This is a genomic window from Humibacter antri (assembly GCF_054777235.1).
On the sequence record NZ_BAAHAW010000038.1, the window covers coordinates 51,943 to 72,962 of the forward strand.

21 protein-coding genes are annotated in these 21,020 nt (G+C 67.5%); 7 read left to right on the top strand and 14 right to left on the bottom strand.

Annotated features, from left to right (window positions below; translation table 11 throughout):
* Both ACYVDK_RS14705 and ACYVDK_RS14710 read left to right on the top strand, forming a co-directional pair.
* Complete coding sequence (locus tag ACYVDK_RS14705; RefSeq protein WP_460523045.1) at positions 1-1,695, top strand: amidohydrolase; 1,695 nt, start codon at positions 1-3, stop codon at positions 1,693-1,695.
* Between the two features lie 162 nt (positions 1,696-1,857).
* On the top strand, positions 1,858-2,505 hold the full coding sequence (locus tag ACYVDK_RS14710; RefSeq protein WP_460523047.1) for an HAD family hydrolase: 648 nt from the start codon (positions 1,858-1,860) through the stop codon (positions 2,503-2,505).
* A 191-nt stretch (positions 2,506-2,696) separates the two neighbouring features.
* Here the strand turns inward: ACYVDK_RS14710 and ACYVDK_RS14715 are convergent, their stop codons facing one another.
* From ACYVDK_RS14715 to ACYVDK_RS14735, 5 genes are all read right to left on the bottom strand, one after another.
* The gene (locus ACYVDK_RS14715) at positions 2,697-4,352 is read right to left on the bottom strand and encodes a GMC family oxidoreductase (RefSeq protein ID WP_460523049.1); all 1,656 of its coding nucleotides are present in this window, start codon (positions 4,350-4,352) and stop codon (positions 2,697-2,699) included.
* Positions 4,353-4,356: 4 nt separating this feature from the next.
* Positions 4,357-5,820 (bottom strand): aldehyde dehydrogenase family protein, encoded by a 1,464-nt coding sequence (locus tag ACYVDK_RS14720; RefSeq protein WP_460523051.1) that lies wholly within the window; start codon positions 5,818-5,820, stop codon positions 4,357-4,359.
* 191 nt (positions 5,821-6,011) lie between these two features.
* Positions 6,012-6,806 carry an alpha/beta fold hydrolase gene (locus tag ACYVDK_RS14725; protein WP_460523053.1) on the bottom strand — a complete coding sequence of 265 codons (795 nt, stop codon included), beginning with the start codon at positions 6,804-6,806 and terminating at the stop codon, positions 6,012-6,014.
* A gap of 128 nt (positions 6,807-6,934) precedes the next feature.
* On the bottom strand, positions 6,935-7,129 hold the full coding sequence (locus ACYVDK_RS14730) for a hypothetical protein (protein ID WP_460523055.1): 195 nt from the start codon (positions 7,127-7,129) through the stop codon (positions 6,935-6,937).
* A 215-nt stretch (positions 7,130-7,344) separates the two neighbouring features.
* Positions 7,345-7,815, bottom strand: coding sequence for a helix-turn-helix domain-containing protein (locus ACYVDK_RS14735; RefSeq protein ID WP_460523057.1), 471 nt, complete (start codon positions 7,813-7,815; stop codon positions 7,345-7,347).
* A 60-nt stretch (positions 7,816-7,875) separates the two neighbouring features.
* Here ACYVDK_RS14735 and ACYVDK_RS14740 point away from each other — a divergent pair, with 60 nt between their 5' ends.
* On the top strand, positions 7,876-8,526 hold the full coding sequence (locus tag ACYVDK_RS14740) for a M15 family metallopeptidase (RefSeq protein WP_460523059.1): 651 nt from the start codon (positions 7,876-7,878) through the stop codon (positions 8,524-8,526).
* Positions 8,527-8,557: 31 nt separating this feature from the next.
* Here ACYVDK_RS14740 and ACYVDK_RS14745 read toward each other — a convergent pair whose 3' ends face one another.
* The 4 genes from ACYVDK_RS14745 to ACYVDK_RS14760 form a co-directional block, all read right to left on the bottom strand.
* Complete coding sequence (locus ACYVDK_RS14745) at positions 8,558-8,935, bottom strand: RidA family protein (protein ID WP_460523061.1); 378 nt, start codon at positions 8,933-8,935, stop codon at positions 8,558-8,560.
* 67 nt (positions 8,936-9,002) lie between these two features.
* Positions 9,003-9,734 (bottom strand): IclR family transcriptional regulator, encoded by a 732-nt coding sequence (locus ACYVDK_RS14750; protein ID WP_460523063.1) that lies wholly within the window; start codon positions 9,732-9,734, stop codon positions 9,003-9,005.
* Between the two features lie 4 nt (positions 9,735-9,738).
* A complete protein-coding gene (locus ACYVDK_RS14755) occupies positions 9,739-11,421 on the bottom strand; it encodes an N-acyl-D-amino-acid deacylase family protein (protein WP_460523065.1) in 1,683 nt (560 codons plus the stop codon).
* Positions 11,421-12,785: a type III PLP-dependent enzyme domain-containing protein gene (locus ACYVDK_RS14760; RefSeq protein ID WP_460523067.1), complete on the bottom strand. Its 1,365-nt coding sequence runs from the start codon at positions 12,783-12,785 to the stop codon at positions 11,421-11,423. The genes ACYVDK_RS14755 and ACYVDK_RS14760 overlap by 1 nt, the downstream gene beginning before the upstream one ends.
* A gap of 203 nt (positions 12,786-12,988) precedes the next feature.
* On the opposite strand from ACYVDK_RS14760, the gene ACYVDK_RS14765 reads away from it, so the two are divergent.
* Together ACYVDK_RS14765 and ACYVDK_RS14770 are read left to right on the top strand one after the other, a co-directional pair.
* Complete coding sequence (locus tag ACYVDK_RS14765) at positions 12,989-13,951, top strand: sugar kinase (RefSeq protein WP_460523069.1); 963 nt, start codon at positions 12,989-12,991, stop codon at positions 13,949-13,951.
* Positions 13,952-13,967: 16 nt separating this feature from the next.
* Positions 13,968-14,570: a bifunctional 4-hydroxy-2-oxoglutarate aldolase/2-dehydro-3-deoxy-phosphogluconate aldolase gene (locus tag ACYVDK_RS14770; protein WP_460523072.1), complete on the top strand. Its 603-nt coding sequence runs from the start codon at positions 13,968-13,970 to the stop codon at positions 14,568-14,570.
* A gap of 200 nt (positions 14,571-14,770) precedes the next feature.
* Here the strand turns inward: ACYVDK_RS14770 and ACYVDK_RS14775 are convergent, their stop codons facing one another.
* On the bottom strand, positions 14,771-16,156 hold the full coding sequence (locus ACYVDK_RS14775) for an MFS transporter (RefSeq protein WP_460523074.1): 1,386 nt from the start codon (positions 16,154-16,156) through the stop codon (positions 14,771-14,773).
* 150 nt (positions 16,157-16,306) lie between these two features.
* Here ACYVDK_RS14775 and ACYVDK_RS14780 point away from each other — a divergent pair, with 150 nt between their 5' ends.
* The gene (locus ACYVDK_RS14780; protein WP_460523076.1) at positions 16,307-16,996 is read left to right on the top strand and encodes a helix-turn-helix transcriptional regulator; all 690 of its coding nucleotides are present in this window, start codon (positions 16,307-16,309) and stop codon (positions 16,994-16,996) included.
* Between the two features lie 30 nt (positions 16,997-17,026).
* Here the strand turns inward: ACYVDK_RS14780 and ACYVDK_RS14785 are convergent, their stop codons facing one another.
* From ACYVDK_RS14785 to ACYVDK_RS14800, 4 genes are all read right to left on the bottom strand, one after another.
* The gene (locus ACYVDK_RS14785; protein ID WP_460523078.1) at positions 17,027-18,025 is read right to left on the bottom strand and encodes an alpha/beta hydrolase; all 999 of its coding nucleotides are present in this window, start codon (positions 18,023-18,025) and stop codon (positions 17,027-17,029) included.
* Positions 18,026-18,105: 80 nt separating this feature from the next.
* Positions 18,106-19,125 carry a hypothetical protein gene (locus ACYVDK_RS14790; protein WP_460523080.1) on the bottom strand — a complete coding sequence of 340 codons (1,020 nt, stop codon included), beginning with the start codon at positions 19,123-19,125 and terminating at the stop codon, positions 18,106-18,108.
* Positions 19,126-19,399: 274 nt separating this feature from the next.
* The gene (locus tag ACYVDK_RS14795; RefSeq protein ID WP_460523082.1) at positions 19,400-19,723 is read right to left on the bottom strand and encodes a hypothetical protein; all 324 of its coding nucleotides are present in this window, start codon (positions 19,721-19,723) and stop codon (positions 19,400-19,402) included.
* On the bottom strand, positions 19,720-20,682 hold the full coding sequence (locus tag ACYVDK_RS14800) for an NADP-dependent oxidoreductase (RefSeq protein ID WP_460523084.1): 963 nt from the start codon (positions 20,680-20,682) through the stop codon (positions 19,720-19,722). Before ACYVDK_RS14800 ends, ACYVDK_RS14795 begins: the two co-directional genes overlap by 4 nt.
* Before the next feature lie 120 nt (positions 20,683-20,802).
* Here ACYVDK_RS14800 and ACYVDK_RS14805 point away from each other — a divergent pair, with 120 nt between their 5' ends.
* Complete coding sequence (locus tag ACYVDK_RS14805; protein ID WP_460523086.1) at positions 20,803-20,979, top strand: winged helix-turn-helix transcriptional regulator; 177 nt, start codon at positions 20,803-20,805, stop codon at positions 20,977-20,979.
* The last annotated feature ends 41 nt before the right edge of the window (positions 20,980-21,020 follow it).

Consider the following 21,020-nt stretch of genomic DNA (forward strand, 5'->3'; position numbering starts at 1 on the left):
GTGGCGGCAGCGGAGGGCTCGACGATCGGCCGTGACGCGGGCGACGCGAGAGCCGGGGCAGACCTCATCCTCACCGGCGGCACCGTGCGCATCGCGGACGGGCGTCGCACCGTGGCCGAGGCGATCGCATTCGCCGACGGCCGTGTGCTCGCGGTCGGCACTGCCGAGCAGGTGCTTGCACACAGCGACGACGTCACCGAGGTGCGTGATCTCGGCGGAGCCGCGGTGTACCCGGGCTTCGTCGACGTGCACAATCACCACACGCAGGCCGGCCGTGCCGACCTGTACGAGTTGACGCTGAAGCCGACACTCACGCTCGACCAGATCCTCGACCGCGTCCGCGAGCATGCTGCCGACCTGCCCGCGGATGCCTGGATCGTCGGCAGCGCCTACCCGAGCACGATGATGCCCGAGTTGAACAGCTCCGCGGCGCGCAGGAGACTGGATGCGGCATCCGGCGGCCGTCCGGTCGTCATCGTCGAAGACAGCAGGCATAACCGCTGGGCGAACACGGCTGCGCTCGAATTGGCGGGCATCCGCAAGGGAGCGCTGCCGGAGGGCGGCGTGACGCCGCTGGACGAGGTCGACGGCGAGCCGACCGGCATCCTGCTGGAGGCTGCGGGCATTCCGGTCGAGGAGGCGTTCGCCCGCACCGGCGGCCTGACGCCGGAGCAGCACCGCCGATCGTCGCAACGCGGTGTGGAACTGCTGAACGCGTTCGGAGTGACAGCGTTTCAGGATGCCGCCGTGTCGGCGGACATCCTCGCCGCCCTGCACTCACTCGACTCCGCAGGCGAACTCGACGCGTGGGTGGTGTCGAGTCTCACGATCAACGATGAGATCTTCGGCTACGACCCGGTCGGCGAACCACTCGTGGCGACGGGCGAGCGCTTCCGCACGCGACACCACCGACCCGACTTCGTGAAGATCTTCCTCGACGGCGTGCCGCCGGCGCGCACGGCGTCGTTCCTCGCCCCCTACCTGCCGGATGCCGCGCACGGCGCGCACTTCCACGGCACCACCACCATGGACGCGGACGAGCTCTACGGATGGTTGCATCGCGTCGCCGAGCGCGGCCTCGGCGCGAAGGTGCACTGCACGGGCGACGGCTCGGCGCACCTGCTGCTCGACGTGGTCGAGCGACTCCGGGCGGAGGGCTACACGATTCCGGTGCAGATCGCGCACGGGCAGTTCCTGGCCGAGGCGGACATCCCGCGCATGGCGCTCCTCGGCGTGATCGCGGACATCTCGCCGTTCGTCTGGTTCCCCGGCGTGATCCCCGAGGCGCTCGCAGACGTGCTGGGCGCTGAGCGTGCCGAGCACCTGCAGCCGAACCGGTCGCTCATCGACGCCGGCGTGCTGGTCGCCGGCGGATCGGACTGGCCGGTGTCGGAGTCGCCGAATCCGCTGGAGGGCATGCAAGGCCTGATCACCCGGGCCGACCCGCTTCGTCGTGCGCCCGGAGTGCTCTGGCCGGAGCAGGCGATCACCGCCGATGAGGCGTTGGATGTCTTCACGATCAACGCGGCCCGCGCGATGGGTCTGGACGACGAGACCGGCTCCCTGGAGCCCGGCAAGTCGGCCGACTTCGTCATCCTCGACCGCGACGCGATCGGCGAAGACCCCGACAAGATCATCGACGCCCGGGTGCTCGAGACCTGGTTCGCCGGACGGCGGGTGTACACGGCCTCCTGACACGACGTGACAACCGACAGCACCGCTGCGCGTGTGCGGATTCGGGCTTGTGTTCCACGTAGGCGCCCTGCGCTGACCCGCACCTCCGAAACCCCACCAGGAGCACGCCATGCCGGTCCTGCTTTCACGTCACGAGGCCAGAAGTGCTCGTATCCTCGACGCATGGCTCTCGCCGCGTTCGACCTCGACGGCACGCTGGTAGATCAAGCTCGTGCGGCACGGGAGTGGAGCGAGGAGCTTATTGCGCAATGGTGCCTGCCCCTCGACGCGGCAGAAGGCATCGCATCGGCGCTGAGCGAACGCGGGCCGAAGGATGCTGCGTTCGACAGGCTCGTCGCGGCACGGTCGTTGCCTCTTCGCGGCGCAGACCTGCTTGCGGCTTACCGCCGACGGATGCCCGACCTCGTGCAATGCACCGACGCCGACAAAGCCGCCCTTCGCGGTCTCCGTGCTGAAGGCTGGACCATCGGCGTTCTCACCAACGGGTCGGTGCAGAACCAGGAAGGCAAGATTCGCGCCACCGGGCTCGCGGCTCTCGTCGACGGCTGGGTCATCTCGGAAGAAGCGGGGTTCCGCAAGCCCGACCCCGCGATCTTCCGTGCGCTCGCCGAACGACTCGGCTGCTCTCTCCGTGGCTGGATGGTCGGCGACAGCCTCGAACACGACGTCGCCGGCGGTGCAGCAGTCGGTCTACGCACCGCCTGGATCACGTCGGCCGGTGTGCCGACGACGAGTGCAGGTGTGCCGACGATCACAGCGCGAACTGTGACAGACGCCGTATTCGCGATGCTCGAGGCAGACCCCCGGTGATCGAGGGGCCAGCGCGCCTCAAACGGCTACGCTGCAGCGGTCGGGCGGGGTGTCGAACCTCCGCGGGAGCTCCCGCGCTCGCCCTTCTTATCGCGTGAGCGTGCGAGTTGGTGGCCGAAGATGTCGCTATTCGACTGGATAGCGACACCTCCGGCCGGAAGTTCACGTGCGATGCGTCGGCGCAGTCGTGATCATCGCGGGGGGTCGAGCTCCTCCAGCAGGAACCGCGCGCCCTGCTCGCCGATGAGCACGGCCGGCGCGTTCGTGTTGCCTGTGGTGATGCGGGGCATGATCGAGGCATCCGTCACGCGAAGGCCGGCGACGCCGTGTACGCGTAGCCGTGGGTCGACGACCGCGTCGGCGTCCACTCCCATGCGGCACGTGCCGACCTGGTGGTGGTAGGTGATGGCGGTGCGGCGCACGTAGTCTTCGATGTCGTCGTCGGAGACCTCCTGCCCCGGGTACTCCTCGACGGCTCCCCACTCCTCTGCGAGGGCGGGGCGCGAGCCGATCGAGCGGCATTGCCTCACCGAGGCGACGAGGGATACCACGTCGTCGGGCTCCGCAAGCGCGTTCAGGTCGATCTGCACAGGGTCATCGAGACCGGGTCCGGTCAACCGGAGCGATCCGCGACTGGCCGGCCGCACGATGCCCGCCATCAGTGAGAACCCGTCGTCGCCCACCGGTTCGAGGTCTTCGCCGTACATCGGAACGGAGAAGTGGATGGGCTGCGTGTCCGGTTCGTCGAGCTCCGGCCGCGACCGCCAGAACAGGTGCGTCTGTGTCACCGAGACGCCGGGCTGAGGCGGTCCCACCTTCTTCTTCGTGGTGCGGAAGACCACGGGCGACAGCAGATGGTCGTGCAGGTTCTCACCTACGCCGGGCAGGTCGTGCACGACATCGATGCCGAGCGGATCCAGGTGCTCCGCCGCACCGATGCCCGACCGCAGCAAGATGGCCGGCGAGTCCAGCGCACCGGCGGCCAGCACCACCTCGTCGGCCCGCAACTCGTGCAGGGCGCCGTTCAGTGGGTCGCCAGCCCGGCGGTACCGAACTCCGACCGCGCGGCCGTTCTCGACGATGACCGAGCGCACATGGCATCCGGTGCGCAGATCCACGCGGTCGCGCACCGGCTTCAGGTACACCATCCAGGTGTTCACACGACGGCCGTCCTGCATCGTGACCTGCTCCTGTGAGACGCCGTCGAGCCGCTCGCCGTTATAGTCCGGGTTACGCTCGAGCCCGTCCTCGAGCGCCGCCTGCATGATGGATGCCTGAATCGGCGCGAGCGGATAGGCATCCGTCACCGGAAGCGGGCCGTCAGTTCCCCGCAACTCGGAGTCTGCGCGCAGGCCTTCGTCACCGCACAGGCCTTCGTCACCGCGCAGGCCTTCGTCACCGCGCAGACCCGATTCCCCACGCTGGCCTGAGTCAGCGTGCGCACCGGGCGTCCCGCTCGAGAACGCCTCGATGCTCCGGTACACCGGCAGCACGTCGCCCCACGCCCATCCCGTGCAGCCTTGCGCTGCCCATCCGTCGTAGTCGCTGCGCGCACCGCGCACCCAGATCATGGCGTTCAGCGCGTGCGACCCGCCGAGCACCTTTCCTCGCGGCAAGTGCAGGCGGCGCCCGGCCGCATGCTCCTGCGGTACGGTGCGGTAGTCCCAGTCCTCCGGCCCGTGCCACAGCTCGCCCGCGCGGCTCGGATCGTGGATGGCAGGGTTCGTGTCTTCGCCGCCGGCTTCCAGGAGTGTCAGGTGAAGGCCGGCGTCTGCGAGTCTTCTGGCGAGGACGCAGCCGGACGATCCTGCGCCGACAACGATCACCGAGGCCGTTGAAGTACTCACGACGCTAACCGCTGATCACCTGAGTGGCGGCCACGGCCTTCAGCCCGGCAGCGCCGAACTCCAGCCCGTAGCCCGAGTTCTTCACACCACCGAACGGAACCGCCGGGTGCAGCCCGCCGTGCGAGTTGATCCACACCGTTCCGGACTGGATGCGCGCCGCGACCGCGCGCGCCTGAACCGGATCACCCCACACGGAACCGCCCAGCCCCACATCCAGTCGGTTGGCCCGGGCGACGGCATCGTCCACATCGGAGTACTTGATCACCGGCAACACCGGACCGAACTGCTCCTCGTCGACGATCGCGGTACCGTCGCTCACATCGGCGACCAACGTGATCGGGTAGAACAACTCCCCGAGCTCCGGGGCGGGCGCGCCGCCGGTGACGATCCGTGCGCCGTGCGCCCTGGCATCCTCGACCAGCCGGTTCACGATGTCGAACTGCTGCTTGTTCTGCAACGGCCCGAGCACGTTGACCTCATCGAGCCCCACACCCATCGGCGTCTGCTCGGCCACACCCTTCAACGCCTCGATCACCTGATCGTAAATGGACTCGTGCACATACAACCGCTTCAGCGCGGCACACGTCTGACCGGTGTTGATGAACGCACCCCAGAACAAGTCCTGCGCGATCGCCTGCGGATCCGCACTCGGCAGCACGACCCCGGCATCGTTGCCACCCAACTCCAGCGTCAGCCGGGCAATGTTGCCGGCCGAACTCTCGATGATCCTGCGCCCGGTGGCGGTCGAACCGGTGAACATCACCTTGTCGACATCCGGATGCGACGCCAAACGCGCACCCACCTCCCGGTCGCCCGAGATGCCGATGAGCACGTCAGGCGGAAGCACCTCGTTCATCACCGAGATCATCGCCAACACACTCAACGGGGTGTACTCGCTCGGCTTGATGACCACCGTGTTGCCCATACGCAGACTAGGCGCGATCTGCCAGATCGCGATCATCAACGGCCAGTTCCACGGACCGATCGCCCCGACCACACCCAACGCACGGTAATGCAGTTCCGCGTGCGTCTGCCCATCATCGACAAGCACCTCCGGCTCCAACACAGTCGTGGCCGCACTACGCAACCACGCCGAACACGCACCAAGCTCGAAACGAGCATTCGGCCCACTCAACGGCTTGCCCTGCTCACGAGAGAGAATGCGCGCAAGCGGCTCCGCATTCGCGTCGATCGCGTCCGCCACGGCCAGAAGCACCTCCGAACGCCTCTGATGGCCGAGGCCGTCCCACGCCGGCTGCGCAGCCTTCGCGCGGGCGACAGCGTCGTCCAGATCGGCAACCGTCCGCACAGGCGCACGACCCAGAACCTCCCTCGTCGCAGCATCCAGAATCTCGCGCCCCTGCCCCTGCGGCGCCTGAACACGCTCGAGCAGCACGGTCTCTTCGGCCGTCAACGCTCGCTCGCTCCCGGGATGCGCACTTTCCTCACTCGGTGCGGTCAACGACATCGATGTCTCCTTCATCACGACATGCCAACACGTGTCAAACAGCAATTAATGCATCCACGACACGGCCTTGCGCCCATTCTGCGTCGCCGCACGATGCGCGAGTTGTCCAGGAGCGCGCCATCGCTGACCGTCGGCGTACGGTCTCGCCACTGCGACATCCGCTCCGCCCCGCACAGTGTTCGGCCGAGTCGCTACAAGTTTCCTCCGAGGTGCTCGACGAGTCGTGACCAGTGCTCGACGATCGGCACGGTGGCGTCCGTCAGCACGGTCCGCGCATCGGGTAGGCGCTTCTGGTATCGGCGTGCCGCAGACTTCCGCTCCTTCGAGGTGGTGGTGAGGATGAACGCGGGCGCGTCGATCGCCTGCAGGCTTTCGTCGAGCACCTGCTGCTTGACAGCGGCACGATCCGCGTCGAGACCGGCCGCGCCCTGCCCGCGCGCGATGTCGAGCATCCGTTCCAGTCGGGAGCGAAGCCCCGCGAACGCGGACGCGTCGTCACTGTCGATCTCCGGCACGAGTCTGTCGACGTCCCACACGTCACGCTCAGCGAGTGACCGAGCAGCCTGGCTGAGCGTCATCGGCTCGACGAAGGCGACGGCCGATACCTGGTCGCCCAGCGCTGCCGCTAGTGCGGCCGCGAAGATGCATCCTTCGCGCCAGCCCAGCACGGCCAGGTCGCGGTAGGCGAGGTGTCCGATCGATTCCGCATCGCCACGGCAGGCCTGCAGAAACTCCTGAACGTCGAGCGCCCAGCGCTGCGGCGATGGCTGCGGTGGCACGATCCATGGGTCGGACGACCCGTACCCTGGCCGATCGAACGAGACGAACTCGGCAGAGCAGGTCGCGGTCACGATCGGGTCGGGATCGAATCCGCCCGCCCCTGGCCCGGGATGGCAGAACATCACCCAACGTGTGGCAAACGGGTTGCCGAGCATGGTGATGCCCATTCGTCGTTCGTCGGAGAGCTCGAACTGCCGTTCGCCCACGTGCGCATCCCCCTGCCGTGCTCGATTGGAGCGGATGCTTGCACAGTACCCAGCGCGTCCCTGCTTGCGGCAGGCCTTGACCGCGCCGCGGAAGCCGTCACCGACGCTGGATGCGGTCGGCGTCAGGCCTATTCGGTGTGATACAGCCCGAGTCGGGCCAGCGCGCGCGGAATGTCGACGGTGACGGTCTTCCAGAAGACGCTCTCGTCCAAGGAGCCGTAGCCTGCGTGACTGATGATGTTGCGAGTGGTGATGATCCCGCGCCGGGAATCGTCGTCCATGTCGCGAAAGTGGCGCTCGAACGGGCTGGTGTCTTCGAGCATCGCCGCCAGGCGAAGGACGGCGAGACTTGCGTGATCGAAAGTGGCCGAGCCGTCGAAGAACTGTGCCGGGTCTGACTGCGAAACCGAGTGGAGTCGCGTGAGCACCTTGCCTAGCTCATCATCGAAGAGCGCGTCTGCACTCCGTTCGGCTCGAGCCTCGACCGGCTGCCGACCGCTTCGTGAGAACCTGTTTTTCCCTCCCTGTGAGACGTCACTCACAGCGTGACAGCCTCGGCCCTGACCCGGTCGGCGAATCCCCCTTCCCGATCGACGACCACGTCGACGGGAAACCGAAGCACCTCCTCTGCTCGACTGACGAAGCTCGGGAGGCCGAACGGCACCTCGGCGTTCTCGATGTCGACCAGCAGGTCGACGTCACTGTCGAAGCCGTCTTCTCCGCGCACCGCGGAGCCGAAGACCCGCACGTTGCCGAGGCCCCGCTCAGCTGCGAGACCCACGATCCGATCGGCCTCGCGCTCGAGCGGCAAGGAGGGCCGGTAGCCGGCGGCACGCAGGAGCCGCGTGAGCAGTTCGGCCGAGACGGCGCGTTTGCCGGATTCGATCGCAGCGATATGACTCTGCTGCACCCCGGACAATTCGGCGAGGCCACGCTGGGTCAGCGCGGCATCCAGTCGGGCATCGCGCAGCATCCGCCCGGCGTCGGAAACATCTGTAATCGGCAGCACATGCCAATGATACCCTGGCTGGTATCAAACGTGCCCGGAACGAGCACGTACCCTGTTCGAATGCCACCGCTCATACTCATGAACGACCCGCGCGTGAAAGATTTCGGCGTCGTCGACCTGGGCGAACCACTGGTAGACCTCGAAGGTGTCGGCGTCGTTTCGTTCTCCGACCGGAAGCGGGCGACGAACCCACGACTCTCGTGCGTGCGCCAAGGCGTTGCCGACCGCATCGAGCAAGCGAGCCGGGAACTGCCGACCGGCATCCGGTTCCTCGGCGTGGAGGGTTTCCGGCCTCCTGCGCTTCAGCTTCACTACTACCGCCATTACCGTGAGCACCTCCGATCGGAGAACCCCGATGTCAGTGACGAAACGCTGTCGACGCTCACGGCGAGGTTCGTGTCGCCGCCTGAGGTCGCGCCACATCCGAGCGGGGCTGCGATCGATCTGACCCTGAGCGACGAGAACGGACGCGAACTCGACCTCGGCAGCGCCGTCGATGCGACCCCTGAGGTGTCGGCCGGTGCCTGCTTCACCGCCGCTGCCGGCCTGACGTCCGAGGCGACGGCCAACAGGCAGCTCCTCGTCGAGGTGCTCACGAGCGCGGGCCTCGTGAACTATCCGACCGAGTGGTGGCACTGGTCATACGGTGACCGGTACTGGGCGATGACGACGAGGAGCAGGCGAGCACTCTACGGGCCGGTGACGGGCTGAGGTTCTCACGCCCGTTGTGCTTCCGGCTGCACTACGGCAGCACCGCCACCACGTCGATCTCGACCAGGATGTTCGCCAGCTGCGACCCCACAGTGGTGCGAACGGGATACGGCTCGGTGAAGAACTCGCGATACGCCTCGTTGAACTCGGCGAAGTCGGCGAGATCCGCCAGGTGAACGGTGGTCTTCACGCAATCGTTCAGCGTCAGGCCGCGCTCGGCCAGAACCGCGCTCACGTTGCGGAGCACCTGCCTGGTCTGCTCGGCGACACCGTTCGGCACCGCTCCCCCGTTCGCCGGATCCTGCGGTCCGAACCCGGCCGTGTACAGGAATCCGTTCGCCACGATGCCCTGGCTGTAGGGCCCGGCGGGCTGCGGGGCGTTCGTGGTGCGGATCGCGGTCTTCGTCATAGTGACATTCCCTTTCTGAGATGTATTCGGTCGACAGGTCAAGAGGTCTGCGGATGCCCGCCCGCGGCTACCCGAGTTCGCGCGAGATGCGGCCAGCGGTCTCGCGGAGGAGCGGCAGTCGTGTCTCGAGTTGGCCGAGGTCGTGCACGACACGGAGTGCGGTGAGCGACAACGCGCCGACCACGCCCGCGGAACTCGTGATCGGAACGGCGACGCAGTTCACGACGGCCTCGAACTCGCCGTCGTCCGCCGCCCAACCCTGGCGGGCCACCCGCTCGAGTTCCGCATCCAGTGCTGCGCGCATCGTGATGGTGCGCTCGGTGTAGCGGCGCCATTCCACTGCGGCGAGCACGTCGTCGCGGCGGGTGACCGGTAGCCCGGCGAGGATCGCCTTGCCCAGCGCGCTGCACTGCGGCCTCACCGGCGACCCGACGCGGGAGTACAGACGTACGCGGCCGGCATCCTCGACCTTGTCGACGTACACGATCTCGTCGTCGACCAGCGCGGCCACATGAACGGTGTCACCGACCGCACGGTGCAGCCGACGTACGGCACTGTGGGCCGCTTCGCGAAGGTCGAGGCTCTCCAGCGACGCCGCGCCGAGCACCGCCAGGCGGAAGGCCGGCGCGAACGTGCCGTCGCGCCGACGGCGTGCGAAGCCCACCTGCTCGAGCGTCTGCAGTTCGCGGAACATCGTCGTGCGGTGAATGCCGAACTCCTCCGCCAGCTGCGCCACCGTCTTCGGCTGGGCCGCGATGGAGTCGAGGATGCCTGCTGCCCGCTTCACGCTCTGCGACACGCGATCACCTCCCGCCCTCGACGTCGCGCAGCGCAGCGGGAGCGACTGCGGAGGCACTCGACGTGCGCTTCAGGCCCCTGCCGGGACGGGCATCCGTCAGCTCTCCACCCGCCAGCACCGGAACCCCGGCGACGAGAACGTCGTCGATGCCGACAGCCTCGCGCAGCGGCTCCTCGTACGTGGCGGTGTCGGCCGCCCTGCGAGGATCGACGACGATCAGGTCGGCCACCGCACCCCGGCGCACGACTCCGCGATCGCCGAGCCCGAAACGCGTGACGGCGCCGTGCGAGAGGTGTTGTACGGCGTCCGGCCACGTCCAACTGGCGGTCTCCCGCACGTACTCGCGCAGGAATCGAGCGAACGTTCCGCGTGTGCGGGGGTGTGGGCGTGCACCGATGAAGATCCCGTCGGATCCGCCCAGGTGGTTCGGGTGCGAGAAGATGCGCGCCAACTCGCTGATCGGGCGCGCGTGCCGAACCGCCATGACCACGTTGGCCTCCAGCCTGCACTCCAGCAGCACGTCGAGCGCGAAGTCGACCGGATCGGCTCCGGCCCGCTGCGCCGCTTCGGCGATCGTGAGCCCATGCGCCCACGCGAGCTTCGGCGCGGCAAGATGTGCCAGCGTGAGCATGTGCGGCCAGTCCGGTCCTAGGCTCGCGTTCTGCGCAACGCGCGGGAACCATTCCCGGCGCAGCCGATCCCGCTCCTCCTGGTCGCCGAGCGCATGCACCACCTCGTCGACCGTGTGCACCGACAGTTCCGGCGGCAGTAGCGGCATGCCGAGCAGGCTGCAACCGCGAGTGTACGGGTAGGCGTCGAACGTGGCATCCGTTCCCGTCTGTGCCAGTTCGTCGAGCTGGCGCAGCACGATGTCGGCGTCGGCGTGGAAGTGCGAGACGTGCACCGGAAGGGCATGGCCGGTGCGTTCGCGTACGAGCTCCGCGATGCGCTGCATCTCATGGATGCCCGCACTCGCGTTCGCCTCGTACCCGCCGCGCATGTGACTGACGTAGACACCCCCCGCGGCCGCTACTGGCTCGCACAGCGCGGCGATCTCCTCGGTCGATTGGAACACTCCCGGCACGTAGTCCAGTCCCGTGGACAGTCCGACCGCGCCCTCGCGCATCCCCTGCGCGACCAGCTCGATCATGTCTTTCAGCCGGTCGGGCGTCGCGGGCTCTTGGGAGCGCCCGCACACCTGGAAGCGCACGGTGCCGGCGGGAACAAGGTAGGCGGCGTTCAGCCGTGATGCACCGCCCACGCCCGAGAGATATCCCGCCACCCCGCCGCCGCGGTAGGTCGGATGCGCACCGTCGATCGCGGCGAAGTACTCCGCCGCGTACGTGCCGTCGCCCGGCGCGTACGAGACGCCGTCCTGGCCCGCGATCACCGTCGTGACACCCTGCTTCAGCAGGGCGCGCTGCACCTGCTCGTCGGCCAGCAGAGCGTCTGCGTGCGAATGCGCGTCGACGAAACCCGGTAGCACGAGTCGTCTGCCGCAGTCGATGACGTGGTCGCCTGCTCGTGGTTCGACATCGCCCACCGCAACGATGACACCGCGTTCGATCGCGACGTCCGCCAGGCGCGGTGGTTTCGTTCCGGCGCCTTCCTCCCCGATGGTGTCGTCGGCCGGCGCGTCGACAACAGCGCCGCCGCGCAGCACGATCCGTTCCGAGTCGATCCCCATCAGAAGTACGTGCGCACCAGTTCGACGACCCGTCCGGAATCCCACGAATCCACCACGGGCAGCACCCGCCACTTGTCGAATGCCGTGCACGGGTGCGAAAGCCCCAGCGCGACCACGGATCCGATCGGGGCGACAGCGCGCGGCACTCCCGCCGGCCCGAATCCGCTGGGAGCCGAAGCATCCGAGACGCCATCACGGCCCCATCGCAGGAACGCGTGCTGGTCGTTCAACGCCGTCACCGAGGCATCCGTCAACGGCGACCATTCCTGGCCGAGGTCGGCCGCCACCTCGCGCGGCACCGGAAGTCCCTCGTCGTACGGAAAGTCGCGTTTTCCGCCGTCGAGCAACGCAAGACCGGGTTCCGGATGCGACACCACCCGCGCGATCCCGCGCATGGCCGGACGCAGCCGCGGCCCTTCGGCGGCAGGAGCGGCTTCATCGAACGGCGAGATGCCTCGATAGAACCCATCGTCGTGAATGAGGTATGCACCCGATCGCAGCGTGAACAGTGTGTGTCCGCCGCCGGGCCGGGGCGGAGCATCCGCACTCGCGCCGGCCTGTGCGTACACGTCGGCGACGAGGTCGAAGTACGCGCTGCCGCCGGCCGTGACGTAGACATCCCCATCGTCATACAGCCGCTGGATGCCGGCATGCAGCTCGATCTGCCGCATCAGGTACTCGCGCACGACGCCCACCCCGGCCGTAGAACGGTCGTGGGCCAGGCTGCCCTCGTACCCGGCGACACCGGCGAGCCGGAGCACCGTCGAGGATGCGACACGCTCGGCGATCGCCGTCGCCTCCTTGACACCACGTGCACCAGTGCGCCCCCCGGGCATGCCCAGCTCGACACAGACGTCCACGGGGCGCGCCAGCGCGACGGCAAGCAGGGTCTCCTCCATCGCGACGATGGTGTCGACGGAGTCCGCCCAGCACACGAACCGAAGGGCGGGATCCGCCAGTTCGGCCGCGAGATACGCCAGCGAGCGCGGATCGACGACGGAGTTCGCGAGCATGATCGAGTCGAGACCGAACGAACGGGCCGTGCGCACCTGGCCCATCGTGGCGAGCGTGATGCCGAGCGACCCGGTGTCGAGTTGCCGCTGCCACAACGCGGGCGCCATCGTCGTCTTGCCGTGCGGCATGAGGTGAAGGCCGCGTGCCTTCATCCAGTCGCTCATCGTGGTCGCGTTGTGACGCATCGCCGCGTCGTCGAGCACGACGAGTGGTGTCCAGAACTCGCCGAGCCGCGGTTCGGTCGCAAGGAATTCGGCCGGTCTCATGCCGATCGCCCGCGTCGGAACACCCTTGTCGCGGGCGGTGAGGCGCTCGCTGTCGAGTTCGTCGAGCCGCAGCCGTTCCGTCATCGTGTTCCTTTCCGTCGCCGTCATCGCTCTTGCTCCCGCCGGTTGAGCTTGTCGAAACCCGGCCGAACTCCCGCCGGTTGAGCCTGTCGAAACCCGGCCAAACTCCCGATCCAACTGGTTTCGACAAGTTCAACCGGCGGTGAGGTCGTGCAAATACTACAACGCATGTTGCAGCTCACGCACTCATTGCTCAGACTGGACGCATGCCCTCCCCCGCGCCGTCGACAGCAGGTCATCTGCGTCCGCGCCTCATCGCCGTCGGCGAGACCATGGCGATGATCACCCCCGCGCATGCCGAACCGCTCGCCACGGCGAACGAGCTGCGGCTGCACGTCGGTGGTGCGGAATCGAACGTGGCGATGCACGCGGCGGCGCTGGGCATCCGAAGCGCTTGGGTCAGCGCGGTCGGCGACGACGCGCTCGGCGAGCGGGTGCGCCGGGAGGTCGCGGAGCGCGGCGTCGATGTCGGCTGGGTCGTCGTCGACCAGCACGCCCCGACGGGCGTGTACTTCAAAGACCCTGGCAACGGCGTGCTCTACTACCGTCGCGGTTCGGCAGCGTCGTGCATGACGGCCGAATCGATCGCCGACGTTCCGCTGGAGCAGGCGGAAGTGGTGCACATCTCCGGCATCAGCCCGGCGCTCTCGGCGGAGTGCGCCGCCCTCATCGACGCCCTCGTCGAGCGCGTCTCGGGCAGCGAGGGCGTGCTGAGCTTCGACGTGAACCATCGGGCGCCGCTCTGGGAGCCCGGGGCCGCGGCTCCACTGCTGCTCGAACTCGCCCGGCGCACCGACCTCGTTTTCGTCGGGCTCGATGAGGCGAATGCGCTCTGGGGATGCGACACCGCGGCCGAGGTGCGCGCGTTGATCCCCGAGCCGGAACGACTGGTCGTCAAAGACGGCGACGTCGGCGCCACCGAGTTCGAGCGACGGGGCGGTTGCGACGTCGAGACATTCGTTCCGGCCATCCCCACCGTCGTGGTGGAGCCGGTCGGCGCAGGCGACGCGTTCGCCGCAGGCTACCTCGCCGCGTTCCTGAACGGTGTCGCCTCCGAAGACAGGCTGCGCGCGGGCCACGAACGCGCACACCTCGTGCTGCAGTCCACCAGCGACTTCGTACCGGAACAGCCGGCATCCGATTCGGCTGAGACCCACGCTTCTCGATGAAAGGCGGATGCCCCACATGACAGACAACTCAGCTTTCGGCGACCTCTTCCAGGGCGTGCCGCTCATGGCCATCCTGCGCGGCATGGGCGTCGAACGCAGCCTGAACGTCGCGACCACCGCATGGGATCTCGGCATCAAAGCCGTCGAGCTCCCGGTGCAGACGCCCACCGATGTGGAGGCGTTGCGCGTCGTGGCGGAGGCCGCACACGACCGCGGCTTCGTCGTCGGCTCGGGCACCGTGATCACTCCGGAGCATGTGCGCCAGTCGAAAGATGCCGGTGCCGCCTTCACAGTGAGCCCCGGCTTCGACGTCGAGGTCGTCCGCGCCTCGCACGAGGCGGGTCTGCCCGCGCTGCCCGGCGTGGCGACGGCGTCCGAGGTGCAGGCCGCCCTGAAGGAGGGTCTGACCTGGCTGAAGGCGTTCCCGGCATCCCTGCTCGGCACCGGATGGTTCGACGCGATGCGCGGCCCGTTCCCACAGGCCACCTTCGTGGCCACGGGCGGAATGGATGCCTCCACCGCCCCCTCCTTCCTGAACGCCGGTGTGCGCGTGGTCGCCGTCGGCTCCGCACTCGAAGACCCTGAGCAGCTGCCCGCCCTCGCCGCGCTGCTTCGCTGAGCGTGTTGGCCGCCTCCCACCGATTGCGCACCCCCGAGCCCGCTGGTTGAGTACCCCGAACCCGCCGGTTGAGCCTGTCGAAACCCCTGGTCGAGTACCCCCGAAAGGCCGCCGGTTGAGCTTGTCGAAACCGCCGCACGCTGGGGCGGACTGGTTTCGACAAGCTCAACCAGCGGTGCAGACCCAACCAGCGGCGCCGGTCAGCTCGCCGGAACCTTTGCAGGCGTCGCGAGCTTCTCTGTCGCGGCCAGAGCGTGCAGCCGGCCGGCGCCCTCGACATCTGGTCGCACCGATGCGACCAACGTCGCGATCACTCCGACGGCCGAGATCAGAGCGGCATAGATGACCACGGGCCAGATCGCGCCGCCTGCCGCGGCCACGAGCGCGACGCAGATGAACGGCGCGAGTCCGCCTCCGAGGGTGTTCGAGATCTGGTAACCGATGTTCACACCGGTCGTGCGTGCTTCCGGGTCGAACATCTCCACCAGCATCGTCGACAGGATCGCCTGCATCGCGACACCGAACAGCACGAATCCGAGAATCTGGCCGAGCCAGATCAGCCACATGTTGCCCGTGCTGAACAACATGAAGCTCGGGTAGACCATGCACGCGAAGCCGACGCATCCGATGATGTAGACCGTTCGGCGCCCGATCCGATCGGAGATCGCTCCCCAGGCGGGAGCGACGAACACTTGCAGCACGCCCACGATCATGGTTCCGGCGAAGCCCATCCATGCCGGGATGTGCTTGTCGCCCACCATGAACGCAAGCCCGTACGTCAGTACGACGTAGCCCGCGATGGACTGCGGGAGACCGATCAGGATGCCCATGATGGCGTTCTTCGGGTGCCGGAACGCTTCGACCAGCGGGTTCGCCTTCTTGCCGGTCGCCTGGAGCTGCAGCGCCTGGGTGGCGGTGAACTCTTCGGATTCCGTGAGCTTGCGCCGCAACAGGATGGCCACGATCGCCAAGACGATGGAGAAGACGAACGGAAGTCGCCACCCCCACGTGAGGAACCACGACGATGCGGTGAGACCGAGCGCGGCCATCAGCCCGCCCGACACGATGTTGGCCACTCCCGCGCCGCAGATCAGGAACGCCCCGTACAGGCCGTGCTTTCCGGTCGGCGCGTTCTCGATGACCATGGTCGCCGCGCCGCCCATCTCGCCGCCCACGAAGAATCCTTGGAGCATCCGGCAGAACAACAGCAGTAGGGGTGCCACGACTCCGATCGTGTCATCCGAGGGAATGAGGCCGATGCCGGTCGTCGCCAGCCCCATGCCCACCACGGTGATCATGAGCACCGTCTTGCGCCCGGCTCGATCGCCCACGATGCCCCAGATGATGCCGCCGACGGGCCGGAGGAAGAATCCAACGGCGAATGTCGCGAACGACTCGAGCTGGCCGATGACCGGGTCGCTGCCGGAGAAGAACACGACGGGGAAGACGGCTGCCGATGCGAGACCGTACAGGTAGTAGTCGTAGTACTCCATGAGCGTGCCGATGGCACCGCCCGCGATCATCCGTCTTTGTTTGGCGGAAAGCGTGCTTCGGGCGGGCAGAGTGCCGCCGGATGCCTGGGTCATCAGAGCCTCCTTACTCCTGAACCTGGCGTGAGTGCGGTTCGAGAGCTAAAGTAGCGCCATCTGAACATAATGTCTACTTGGTTAACGTTTTGTTCAGCGAGGTAGTGTGGCGAGCATCCGGTTCGTCCCCCGCCACCCGAAGGAGAGTTCATGCTCGCGTCCGGCACGTTCGAGAGTGCCGACGAGGTGCTCGCCACTTTTCGTCCGGTGATGCACGCCATCGCCACCGCGGGCGGGCCGTCGTGCGAGGTCGTGCTGCACAACCTGGACGGGTCTGATGTCGACCTCGGGCACACGATCGCCGCCATCGAGAACGGCCATGTCACGGGGCGTGAGGTCGGTGGCCCCTCGACCAGTATCGGGCTCGAGGTGCAGAAGGATCCGCTCGGTGATCACGACGCCTTCGGCTATCGCGGCTTCACGAGCGACGGCCGCGAGTTGCGCTGCTCCAGCGCGTACTTCCGCAACCGCGAGGGCCGCATCATCGCGGCGCTCTGCATCAATGTCGACCTCAGCGCTGTGCAGCAGGCCCGGTTCCTGCTCGACGCGTTGCTGCCCGCGCAGGCGGATGAGCCTTCGGCTGCACCCGACGAGTACTTCGGCCGCGATCTCGTCTCGGTGATGGACACCATGATCACCGAGGCCATCCGCGAGGTCGGAAAGCCGGTCAATCAGATGTCGCGCGACGACAAGATCGGAGTGCTTCAGCGACTGGATGCCCGTGGCGCGACCCAGATGCGCAAGTCGGTCGAGACGATCGCCGTGCGTCTCGGCATCTCACGCGTGACCGCATACTCCTATCTCGACGAGGCGCGACGCACGGCGGGCGAGCCGGCCTGAGCACGTAGTGGGCTACGACCCGACCACGGGCTACGACCCGGCCGCGGGCAACGGCCCGACGACGGCATCCAGCCAGGCGAGGATCGTGCGCAGGCTCTCCGGATCGAGGCGCGTTCCGGGCGCGTTGTATCCGTTCCCCGGTGCGGCCGCCACCTCCGCCGGGCTGCGTACGTCGTGCTTGAAGACGTGGTTCGCGTCCGACGGGAATGCGAACGCCACGTTCGCCATCCCGTGCGCCGCCTGCTGCAGCGGGTCGCCGTCGGCGTGCAGGCCCACCTGCACGTCCCTGCCGCCGATCAGCACCAGCACGGGGATTCGCAGCCCGGCGATGTCATCCGTCGCGGATTCCGTCCACAGTTCGCGGGCGAGCGGCAGGTTCGCCGGCGCCTCGAAGCTGCTCAGCACCTGCCGCACGCTCTCCGGGATCGCGGGGTCGAGATCCATCGGCTCGCCGGCGGAGTACCGCTCGGCGGCCTCCTCGACCTTGGGCATCAGCTCAGCTCCACCGGGAACCCGGCTCGACTGCAGGGCGAGCTGCGAAAGCAGAACGTCGCCGACCGGACGACCGGGAGGAGCAGCCAGAATCACGCCGGCGAAGGGCGTCGGATGCTCGCTCGTCGCGTAGTGCATCACGTGCAGGCATCCTTCACTGTTGCCCATGCCGACGACACGGGAGCGATCGACGTAGTCCTGCTCGGCGAGAACGCGCACGGCGGCGACGAGTTCGTCGAGGTGCGACTGCATGCTCATCTTGCCGGTGAGCTGCGGCAGGTTCTCCATCACGTGCGGGCCGGATGCGCGCTTGTCGTAGCGGATCGACGCGATGCCGTGCTCCGCGAACGCTTCGGCGAACATCCGTCCGCTTCCATCGGTCCCGGGCAGGAGCGGCGAGCACCAGTCGCGATCGGTGGGACCGCTGCCCGCCACCAATGCCACTGCAGGGAACGGTCCGTCGCCATCGGGTCTGACGAGGGTGCCCTCCATCGTGACGCCATCCAACTCCCACGAGACCTCTGAACGCACCGTCATGCGTCGAACCTATCCCCCGTGCTCTTCCCACATCTCCCTCGCCTGCCCGCCAGAGCCGACAGACCTAGCCGACGCGGAGGTCAATGCCCTTCCGGGGTGGCGATGTAACTGTACTGAATGGGCTGGCCGAGCATGGGGTGGTCGAAGACGACGTCCTGCACACGGAAGGTCGTATTGCCCATGGTGACGACGAGATCGCCGGTGGCTTCCTCGACCGGTACCCGACCCTCGATTTCGCCTTGGGTGCCGGCGGCGACTGGGTGCGAGTAGACGGCCGGGAATATCCCGGTGTTCGACCAGGCGGAGTGGAAGGAGTTCGCGACCGCGGCGTCGACCGCGTCGAAAACCCGGGGATCACGGCTCACGTCGAGCCCGAGATTGTCGCTCGTGCTGAACACCTGAAACACGAACGCCTGCAGGTCGGTGCCGGAGGGCGTTTGCTGAGTACGTGCCGCCAGCCGTTGTTCCGGCGACCAGATGGTGCCGGTGTCGTTGTCGGTGCTGGGCACGAACCTGCAGGTCGCCTGGGTCGAGTTCTGGCACAAGCTGTCCAGCATGCCGGCAGCCGCCAGCCGTTGACTGGGGCCGTAGGTCACCGTGCTGCCCGGGCGATCGGAGATGGTCAGCGTGGAGAAGTCCGCGGCCGGGATGACATCGGAGCCCGCACTGCCGATGTAGCCGGCGTCGGACTCGGCGATGTCCAAGGTCGTGATCTTCAGATCGAATGACACGACATCCTTGGTCCAGTCCTGACTATGCCCGTCGGCCGCGGCCTGCACGTAGTCGACCTGCACCTCGGTGGCTTGCGAGAACTCGTACGTCTCCTCGAAATGCTGGGTGGCACCGGGTTCCAGGACGGCATCGACGGGCGGCGCGCTCTGCAGGCTGCCGTGGTGGTCCTTGGGTACATGAGCTCCCGTGTAGACCATCGGATGGCTCGACAGATTCACTACGTTGAAACCCTGAGTGAGCTGCGCACTGCCCGCTTGGTCGCCGTGACCGTTGGTGGTGGGAGTTGCGGCTGACGCCGCAGCGACGCCGGTGGCGCTCAGCACGGTGGCCGCAAGCACGATTCCAGAAAGGGCGGCTCCCAGGTTCATCTCTGCTCCATGTTCCGACGGAGGTCTCCGTCTTGTAGATGTTCATCGACTCGGTACCTGACCAAGCGTGACGGCGCGGAGGCAGGTGGGGATTCCGCCGATGAGCTGAACCGGCGTGTGAAAGCACGTCCACCGATCGGCGGATGTCTGTGCCGGTTCCGCACGAAAGCCATGCTGGGCAGAAGGCCGGGCAAGGGACCGGCCAATCACCCCAAGCCTCGGCGCCGCCCGGACCGACTCGCGTTTCCACAAGTACCGCTGGCGCCCTGCCTCCTCAGGCGATGGCCACCGTCGGAGTCGCCGTGGCGATGACGGCCCGCTCGAAGTCCATCAACTCGCGCACGACCGGCTCGATATCGCCCACCCACTCGGGGTCCTGATAGATCATCCGATACTTCTCCACCCGATCGTCCTCGTCCTGGAACGAACGGATCCAGATGTAGGCGTCGGCATCATTCTGGTCGACGAGCGACGCAGTCACCTGCACACCGTGCGCTCTCACAAAAGGGATGACCACACGATCCATATAGTCCGCGAGTGCACCGCGCCTCCCCGGATGCGCCACGTATCGACGGATCTCCACCAGCTGACCGCTCATTCGGCCACCTCGATGACGACCTTGCCCTGAGTGTGGCCGGCGGCCACGGCATCCTGAGCCGCTCCCGCCTGCTCGAGCGGGAACGTCTTCTCGACCGCGACGCGGAGCGTACCGCTCTCCACCAGCTGGGCGATCGAGGTCAGTGCCGTGTGATCCGGCTCGACGAGAATCCCGGTGGTGCGCACGCCCCGAGCCTCGGCGGCCGCCGCCACCTCTGGCCGGATGCCGCCGGGTACGCCGATGTACAGTCCGCCGCGCTTCACGATGCCGATGGACGGCAGCCCTGTGGCCTCGCGATCGCCGACCAGGTCAAGCACGATGTCCACCGCATCGAGCTCCTCGAGGCGGACGGCCGAGTAGTCCACGAACTCCGCGGCCCCGAGCGAGCGCAGGAACTGCTCGCGTGCAGCGCTGCCGGTGGCGATCACATGCGCTCCCCGAGCGACGCCGATCTGCACAGCGAGGTGCCCGACTCCTCCCGCCGCAGCATGGATGAGAACACGCTGACCCGGCTGCACGTCGGCGGTATCGACCAGCGCCTGCCAGGCCGTCAGCGCCGCCAGCGGCAGGGCGGCCGCCTGCACGTGGCCGATCGTCCGCGGCTTGCGTGCGAAGTGACGCGACGGAGCCGTCACATAGTCGGCGTACGCTCCGGCCTCGTGTGGGAACCGCGGCATGCCGTAGACCTCATCGCCGGGCTTCAGCGTCGTGACACCGAAGCCGACGGCGTCCACCACACCCGACACATCCCAGCCTGCGCCGAGCGGCAGCGTGCGCGGCACACCGCCGACACCGCCGCCCTCACGGGTTTTCCAGTCCACCGGGTTGACTCCAGCGGCATGCACGCGAACGCGAACCTCTGTGGGCAACGGCACGGGGACGGATGCCTCGATCATTCGCAGTGTCGACGAGTCGCCATAGACATCGTGGCGGATCGCCCGCATCGTGTCATCGGTCATGGCCTCCTCCTTCGGGACGGCCTCTCCATCCCGACCATGACCGTATTGGTTCGGTACTGGTTACCCGCAAGGGCACCCACTACCCTTTGGATACCATCACCCGACGCTCGAGGAGACCGGATGGAGCCATGCCCGACCGGCAAGCACGCCGTACACAACGTCTACGAGGCGCAGTGCCCGTGTCGCTCCCTGCTCGAACTGCTGGCGAACAAGTGGACGGCTCTCGTGATCGGCGGACTCGAAGCCGGCCCCGCGCGGTTCGGGGTGCTTAAGCCCGGATCCACCGATGGGTGGTGAGTTGAGGTCGGCGAGTTAAACGGAGAATGCCTATCTGATCA

Bases quoted from the DNA above. Each gene is read 5' to 3' on its own strand.
- ACYVDK_RS14765 (WP_460523069.1), top strand. From the start codon at position 12,989: ATGCCCTCCCCCGCGCCGTCGACAGCAGGTCATCTGCGTCCGCGCCTC.
- ACYVDK_RS14760 (WP_460523067.1), bottom strand. From the start codon at position 12,785: ATGACGGAACGGCTGCGGCTCGACGAACTCGACAGCGAGCGCCTCACC.
- ACYVDK_RS14745 (WP_460523061.1), bottom strand. From the start codon at position 8,935: ATGACGAAGACCGCGATCCGCACCACGAACGCCCCGCAGCCCGCCGGG.
- ACYVDK_RS14780 (WP_460523076.1), top strand. From the start codon at position 16,307: ATGCTCGCGTCCGGCACGTTCGAGAGTGCCGACGAGGTGCTCGCCACT.
- ACYVDK_RS14720 (WP_460523051.1), bottom strand. From the start codon at position 5,820: ATGTCGTTGACCGCACCGAGTGAGGAAAGTGCGCATCCCGGGAGCGAG.
- ACYVDK_RS14710 (WP_460523047.1), top strand. From the start codon at position 1,858: ATGGCTCTCGCCGCGTTCGACCTCGACGGCACGCTGGTAGATCAAGCT.
- ACYVDK_RS14790 (WP_460523080.1), bottom strand. From the start codon at position 19,125: ATGAACCTGGGAGCCGCCCTTTCTGGAATCGTGCTTGCGGCCACCGTG.
- ACYVDK_RS14755 (WP_460523065.1), bottom strand. From the start codon at position 11,421: ATGGGGATCGACTCGGAACGGATCGTGCTGCGCGGCGGCGCTGTTGTC.
- ACYVDK_RS14795 (WP_460523082.1), bottom strand. From the start codon at position 19,723: ATGAGCGGTCAGCTGGTGGAGATCCGTCGATACGTGGCGCATCCGGGG.
- ACYVDK_RS14805 (WP_460523086.1), top strand. From the start codon at position 20,803: ATGGAGCCATGCCCGACCGGCAAGCACGCCGTACACAACGTCTACGAG.
- ACYVDK_RS14785 (WP_460523078.1), bottom strand. From the start codon at position 18,025: ATGACGGTGCGTTCAGAGGTCTCGTGGGAGTTGGATGGCGTCACGATG.
- ACYVDK_RS14730 (WP_460523055.1), bottom strand. From the start codon at position 7,129: ATGCTCGAAGACACCAGCCCGTTCGAGCGCCACTTTCGCGACATGGAC.
- ACYVDK_RS14770 (WP_460523072.1), top strand. From the start codon at position 13,968: ATGACAGACAACTCAGCTTTCGGCGACCTCTTCCAGGGCGTGCCGCTC.
- ACYVDK_RS14740 (WP_460523059.1), top strand. From the start codon at position 7,876: ATGCCACCGCTCATACTCATGAACGACCCGCGCGTGAAAGATTTCGGC.
- ACYVDK_RS14775 (WP_460523074.1), bottom strand. From the start codon at position 16,156: ATGACCCAGGCATCCGGCGGCACTCTGCCCGCCCGAAGCACGCTTTCC.
- ACYVDK_RS14800 (WP_460523084.1), bottom strand. From the start codon at position 20,682: ATGACCGATGACACGATGCGGGCGATCCGCCACGATGTCTATGGCGAC.